Raw genomic sequence first — 6289 nt, 5'->3', positions numbered from 1 at the left:
CTGCTTCAAGATGAGGTTTCCACCACCCTTGTGGTGGGAAGGCCCCCAGTAGCCCACTGGGTTGATAGGCCGGACGTGGAAGCACGGCAACGTGCGAAGCTGACCGGTACTAATTGGCCGACAACTTACCACTACCCAACACTGTTGGGGCGCGGTAAAACGCGAAACAACAATCAACAGCCAAGTTGCTGTGCGTCCACTGTACGGTTCCCGAGCAACACACACGCGGGAACCACCACAACACCCCCAAGACAAGTTCGCCCGGGGGTGGGTGGTGTGAACTGAATAGTGTGTGACTCGACAGAGTTACGGCGGTCACAGCGAGGGGGAAACGCCCGGTCCCATTCCGAACCCGGAAGCTAAGCCCCTCAGCGCCGATGGTACTGCAAGGGCGACCTTGTGGGAGAGCAGGACACCGCCGAACACCCATTCCGAGGAGGCCGCAACTATCACAGTTGCGGCCTTCTCGTGTTTCTGGCCGGGTGCGCGGGTGCTACGGGAAACGGCGCTGACGTTGTGCGGAGCGTCCGCCGACCGGAGCCGCTAGCGTCGCACCGGGCCCGGATCACCGAGACGCGAGGCGAGCACAACTGTCGCCGGCGCGGACGCGAGCAGAGGAAGACAGCATGGCGAAGGACGCTGAGGGCGAAGAGCGCGGCGGACGGTCGCCCCGCCGAGAGGGCGGACGCGACAGCGGGTCCGGCGGCGGAACGCGCCGGCAGTCCCGCCCCGCGAACGACTCCGGTGGCCGCGGACGGAACGAGCGCGACAGGACCGGCGGTGGCGAGCGTGCGCGGCCGGACCGGCGGGGGCACGGCGACGAGACAGGTACACGTCCGCCCAGCCGTGAAAGCCGCCCGGACCGACCACCGGAGCCGGACCTTCCCGAGGACGTCGAACCGCACATGCTCGACCGCGACGCGCGAGCGCGCCTGCGCACGCTCGGTAAGACGAACGCCGATCTCGCGGCACGCCACCTCGTGATGGCCGGCCGGCTCATCGACGAGGACCCGCAGCGGGCGTACGAGCACGCCCAGGCCGCCCAGCGGCGCGCCGGACGCGTGGACGTGGTCCGCGAAGCGGTCGCGCTCACCGCGTACGCCACCGACCGCTACGCCGAGGCCCTTCGGGAGCTGCGCACCGTTCGGCGCCTCTCGGGCTCGAACGCGCACCGCCCCGTCGAGGCCGACTGCGAGCGAGGGCTGGGGCGGCCCGAACGTGCACTGGCCATCGTCGCGGAGACCGACGTAGCAGCTCTGCCGGAGGAGGACCGGGTCGAGCTGGCCATCGTCGCGAGCGGAGCCCGCGCCGACCTCGGTGAGCACGAAGCGGGGCTGGTGGTTCTCGAAGGCCCGCTCGTGCCCCGTCAGGTGAGCGACGTGGAGCTGCGGCGCCGCCTCGACCTGGTCCGGGCGGACCGGCTCGAGGAGCTCGGCCGCACGGAGCAGGCGGCGGCGCTGCGTGCGGCGGCCGGCCCCGATCTGGATGACGACGATGTGCTGCTGATGGCGCTCGACGTCGAGGAGCAGTCCGAGGGCACGGGCGGGAGGGCGCAGACGTCGTGACGGCCGCACACCTCCGCGAGAGTACGCAGCCCCTGTCCCAGGCGTTCGACGTGGCACTCATGGACCTCGACGGCGTGTGCCTGCTCGGACGCGATCCGATCCAGCACGCCGCCGACGCCGTCGCCGCCGCACGATCGGCCGGCCAGCGGATGGTGTTCGTGACCAACAACGCCTCGCGCGAGCCCGAGGTCATCGTCGACGAGCTCGTCGCCGTCGACATCCCGGCGCGCGCCGAGGACATCACCACCGCCGCACAGGCGACCGCCACCATGCTCGCCGACGAGCTGCCGGCCGGATCCGTCGTGCTGGCTATCGGCGGCAGCGGGCTGCGTACGGCCCTCGCCGACAAAGGGTTCCGCGTCACGACGAGTGCCCATGACGGCCCGGCCGCCGTCGTCCAGGGCCTCTCCCCGGACGTCGGCTGGCACGAGCTCAGCGAAGCGGCCTACGCGATCGCCGCCGGAGCCCGCTTCGTCGCCACGAACCTCGACCCGACCCTGCCGAGAGAACGCGGCATGGCGATCGGCAACGGCTCGCTCGTCGCCGCGGTCACCAACGCCACCGGCGTCGTGCCGGACTCGGCGGGCAAGCCCGGCGCCGTGATCTTCCACCAGGCCGCCGAGCGCGCCGGAGCAGAGAAGCCCCTGGTCGTGGGTGACCGGCTGGACACCGACCTCGCCGGGGCACGGGCCGCCGGGTACCCCGGCCTGCAGGTCCTCACCGGCGTCAACGACGCCCGCGACGTCGTGCTCGCCGCCGCCGGCGAACGACCGAGCTTCCTGGCCATCGACCTGCGTGGCCTGAACGAGGCGCACCCGGCACCCGTCAGCGACGGCGGTTGGTGGGCCTGCGGGTCGGCCGGTGCCCGGTACACCGGTGGGGCGCAGCCGCTCGAGCTGCGCATCGGAGACCGCTCCGTCGCCCTCGAGGCAGACGGACCCGACGCGGTCCCGGTCACCGTCTCGCTCGACGCCTGGCGGTGCCTCGCCGCGGCCGCCTGGGACGCTGTGGACGACGGCGCGAGCCTCACACGCGGGCAGCTACCACTGCTCGAGGTGGTGGCGCCGCGATAACCTGCCTGGGTCCGGACAGCGGCGAGCAAGGCAGGAGGATCGAGGCGTGGGCGACACACCCGTAGACCGCAGCACTGCCGACGGCGGGCCGACGCAAGCCCTCGAGGAGCTCTCGGCGCTGGACGGGATCGAGGACGTCCCGCTGGGCGAGCAGGTCGAGGTGTTCGAGACGATCCACGACCGGCTCGCGGCGCGCCTGAGCGGTGCCGAGAGCTGACGTGGCACGCCTGATCCGCATCGACGCAGAGCTCGTCCGCAGGGGCCTGGCCCGGTCGCGCCAGCACGCCGCCGAGCTGGTTGCCGCCGGCCACGTCCTCCTCGACGGCCAGGTGGTGTCCAAGACCGCGCGGCAGGTCGATCCGGCGCAGGCGGTCCGGGTCACCGCCCCGGTGGCCGACGAGTACGTCTCGCGCGGCGCCCACAAGCTCGCCGGTGCCCTCGACCTCCTCGGCGCCGACGCCCCGGCGATCGCCGGGCGCCGGTGCCTCGACGCGGGCGCCTCCACCGGAGGCTTCACCGACGTGCTGCTGCGCCGCGGTGCCGCCGGCGTCGTCGCCGTGGACGTCGGTTACGGCCAGCTCGCCTGGCCGCTGCGCAACGACCCGCGCGTGCGCGTCCTGGAACGCACCAACGTCCGCACGCTGAGCCCGGAGGAGGTCGGGGAGCCGCCGCAGCTCGTCGTCGGCGACCTGTCGTTCATCTCCCTCACGATCGTGCTGCCCGCCCTCGTGCAGGTCGCGGACCGCGGGGCGGATCTCCTGCTCATGGTCAAGCCGCAGTTCGAGGTCGGCCGCGAACGGCTCGGCGCGGGCGGCGTGGTCCGCGACCCGGATCTGCACGTCGAGTCGGTGCTCACGGTCAGCGCCGCGGCAGCCGAGCAAGGCCTGGACACCTGGGCCGTCGTCGCCTCCCCGCTGCCCGGACCGGCCGGCAACGTCGAGTACTTCGTCGCGCTGCGCCGCGGGCACCCACGCGCTCTCCACGGCCAGGCGCTCACCGACGCGGCCGCGGCAGCCGTACGCCGCGGACCCGCAGGACACGGCGGACCCGCCGCCGAGTCCGCCGCCGACGACAGCCAGGAGCCTGCCCGATGACCCGCCGAATCCTCGTCGTCACCCACGAAGGCCGGCCCGAGGCGGTCCAGGCCGCCGACCGGGTCGCCGGCGCCCTGCGCGAGCACGACATCGACGTCGTCCGCGACGGCAGCCCTGCCGGCGCCGAGCTCGTCATGGTCCTGGGCGGGGACGGCACCATCCTGCGCGCCGCCGAGGCCGCACGCGAGCACGACGTCCCGCTCCTCGGCGTCAACCTCGGTCGGGTCGGCTTCCTCGCCGAGGCCGAGCCCGAAGGCCTGCCCGACGTCGTCACGCGCGCCGTCGCCAGGGACTACCACGTCGAGGAACGCATGACGATCGACGTCCTGGTCACGACGCCGGACGGCCAGGAGCACGGCGGCTGGGCCATCAACGAGGCCGCGCTCGAGAAGGGCGAACGGGCCCGCATGGTCGAGACCACGATCGGCGTCGACGGCCGCGGCCTGTCCAGCTTCGGCTGCGACGGCATCGTCCTCGCCACCCCGACCGGCTCGACCGCCTACGCCTTCTCGGGCGGCGGCCCGGTGGTCTGGCCCGACGTCGAGGCGCTCCTGCTCGTGCCGATCGCCGCACACGCCCTCTTCGCCAAGCCCCTGGTCGTCGGGCCCGGTTCCGTGCTCGAGGTCGAGGTGCTGCCGCACGGTGACATCGACGCCGTCATGTGGTGCGACGGCCGCCGCCGGATCGACGTCCCGCCAGGCTCGCACATCACGGTGCGCCGGGGCGCGCAGCCCGTGCGCCTCGCCCGGCTCGCCGAGATGCCGTTCTCCGGCCGTCTGGTCGCCAAGTTCGACCTTCCGGTCCAAGGCTGGCGCGGGCGGAAGACATGATCGAGCAGGTCCGGATCGAGAACCTGGGTGTCATCGCCGCCGCGGAGCTGGACCTGGCACCCACCTTCACCGTCATCACCGGCGAGACCGGCGCCGGCAAGACGATGGTGCTGACCTCACTCGCCCTCCTGCTCGGCGGCAAGGCGGACGCCGGCCTCGTACGCGTGGGCAGCGATCGGGCCGTCGTCGAGGGCTCCTTCGCCGTCGAGCCCGGGGGCCCGGCGGCCGCGCGGGCCGAGGAGGCCGGCGCCGTCGTCGACGACGGCGAGCTCATCGCCGCCCGCACCGTCCCCGCCGCCGGCCGCTCCCGCGCCCACCTCGGGGGCCGCACCGTGCCGCACGGCGTGCTCGGCGAGATCGGTGAGCAGCTCGTCACCGTGCACGGCCAGTCCGACCAGCTGCGTCTGCGCGCCCCGGCACAGCAGCGCGCCGCCCTGGACGCCTTCGGTGGTGGCGCGCACGCCGCCCTCCTGTCCGCCTACCGGGAGGCGTGGTCCGCCGCCGTCGTGGCCCGCGAGGAGCTGCGAGCATGGGAAGAGGCCGAGGGCGCCCGCGAGGAGGAGATGGCGCAGCTCCGGGAGGGCCTGGACCTCATCGACTCCCTCGACCCGCAGCCGGGCGAGGACACCGCCCTGCGCGACGAGGCCTCGCGGCTGGGCAACGTCGAGGACCTGCGCGTCGCCACCGGGCACGCCCACCAGGTCCTCACCGGCTCCGACGAAGCAGCCGACGTCTCCGTCTCCGATGCCACCACCCTCCTCGACGACGCCCGCCGCGCCCTCGACCAGGGGGCCCGGGACGACTCCGCGCTCAGTGGCTGGGCCGAACGGCTCGCCGAGGCCTCCTACCTCGTCTCCGACGTGGCGACCGAGCTCGCGTCCTACCTCGCCGGCCTCGACGCCGACCCCGAGCGGCTCTCCTGGGTGCACGAGCGCCGGGCCGCCCTCGCCGAGCTGACCCGCGTGCACGGCCCGGACGTCGACGCCGCCCTCGACTGGGCCGAGCGTGCCAGGCAGCGCCTGGCCGACCTCGAGACGCCCGAGGAGGTCGCCGAGCGGCTCCGCGACGCCGTCACCACGACCGCCGCGGCGCTCGACCAGGCGGCCGCCGCGCTCACCGACTCCCGCCGCGGCGCGGGGGACCGGCTCTGCGAGGCCGTCGGCGAGGAGCTCGCCGGCCTCGCGATGCCCGGCGCCGGCCTCGAGGTCCGGCTGACGCCCCTCGACGTGCCGGGCCCGTCCGGCGCCGAGAGCGTCGAGCTGCTCCTGTCCGGGCATCCCGGCGCCCCGGCAAGACCGCTGGGGCAGGGGGCGTCCGGCGGCGAGCTCTCCCGGGTCATGCTCGCCATCGAGGTCACCCTCGCCGGGGTCGACGCCGGCGCGGCGGGGGAGACCCGCACCTTCGTGTTCGACGAGGTGGACGCGGGCGTCGGGGGCAAGGCCGCCGTCGAGGTCGGACGGCGCCTGGCGCGGCTTGCGCGTGGCTCCCAGGTCGTCGTCGTCACCCACCTGGCGCAGGTGGCGGCCTTCGCCGACCGGCACCTCGTGGTGACGAAGTCCACGCCCGGCGGCGGCGACGTGGTCACCGCCACGGACGTGGCCGCCGTCGACGGCGAGGACCGGCTGCGCGAGCTCGCGCGCATGCTGTCCGGGCAGGACGAGTCCGACACCGCCCTCCGGCATGCCGCTGAGCTCGTCGAGCGTGCCGACGTGCAACGATGAGGCGGT

Annotated in this window: 6 protein-coding genes and 2 rRNA genes; all 8 read left to right on the top strand. The window is 73.9% G+C overall.

Annotation, left to right across the window (positions count from 1 at the left end):
• Positions 1–133: ribosomal RNA gene (locus tag ABD907_RS08990) — 23S ribosomal RNA — on the top strand; the annotation flags it as partial.
• 174 nt (positions 134–307) lie between these two features.
• A 5S ribosomal RNA gene (rrf, locus tag ABD907_RS08985) occupies positions 308–424 on the top strand.
• A gap of 202 nt (positions 425–626) precedes the next feature.
• Complete coding sequence (locus tag ABD907_RS08980) at positions 627–1565, top strand: hypothetical protein (protein WP_345215905.1); 939 nt, start codon at positions 627–629, stop codon at positions 1563–1565.
• Entirely contained in the window at positions 1562–2638 is a 1077-nt protein-coding gene (locus tag ABD907_RS08975; RefSeq protein ID WP_345215904.1) for an HAD-IIA family hydrolase, read from the top strand. The genes ABD907_RS08980 and ABD907_RS08975 overlap by 4 nt, the downstream gene beginning before the upstream one ends.
• A 46-nt stretch (positions 2639–2684) precedes the next feature.
• Positions 2685–2855 (top strand): hypothetical protein, encoded by a 171-nt coding sequence (locus tag ABD907_RS08970; RefSeq protein ID WP_345215903.1) that lies wholly within the window; start codon positions 2685–2687, stop codon positions 2853–2855.
• A 1-nt stretch (position 2856) separates the two neighbouring features.
• Positions 2857–3732 (top strand): TlyA family RNA methyltransferase, encoded by an 876-nt coding sequence (locus tag ABD907_RS08965; protein WP_345215902.1) that lies wholly within the window; start codon positions 2857–2859, stop codon positions 3730–3732.
• Positions 3729–4562 (top strand): NAD kinase, encoded by an 834-nt coding sequence (locus tag ABD907_RS08960; RefSeq protein ID WP_345215901.1) that lies wholly within the window; start codon positions 3729–3731, stop codon positions 4560–4562. Before ABD907_RS08965 ends, ABD907_RS08960 begins: the two co-directional genes overlap by 4 nt.
• Positions 4559–6283 (top strand): DNA repair protein RecN, encoded by a 1725-nt coding sequence (gene recN / locus ABD907_RS08955; protein WP_345215900.1) that lies wholly within the window; start codon positions 4559–4561, stop codon positions 6281–6283. The genes ABD907_RS08960 and recN overlap by 4 nt, the downstream gene beginning before the upstream one ends.
• Positions 6284–6289: the final 6 nt, after the last annotated feature.

It is taken from the genome of Georgenia halophila, assembly GCF_039541595.1.
Note: the sequence above shows the minus strand (reverse complement) of the source record. Positions and strands in the feature narration are given on the sequence as shown.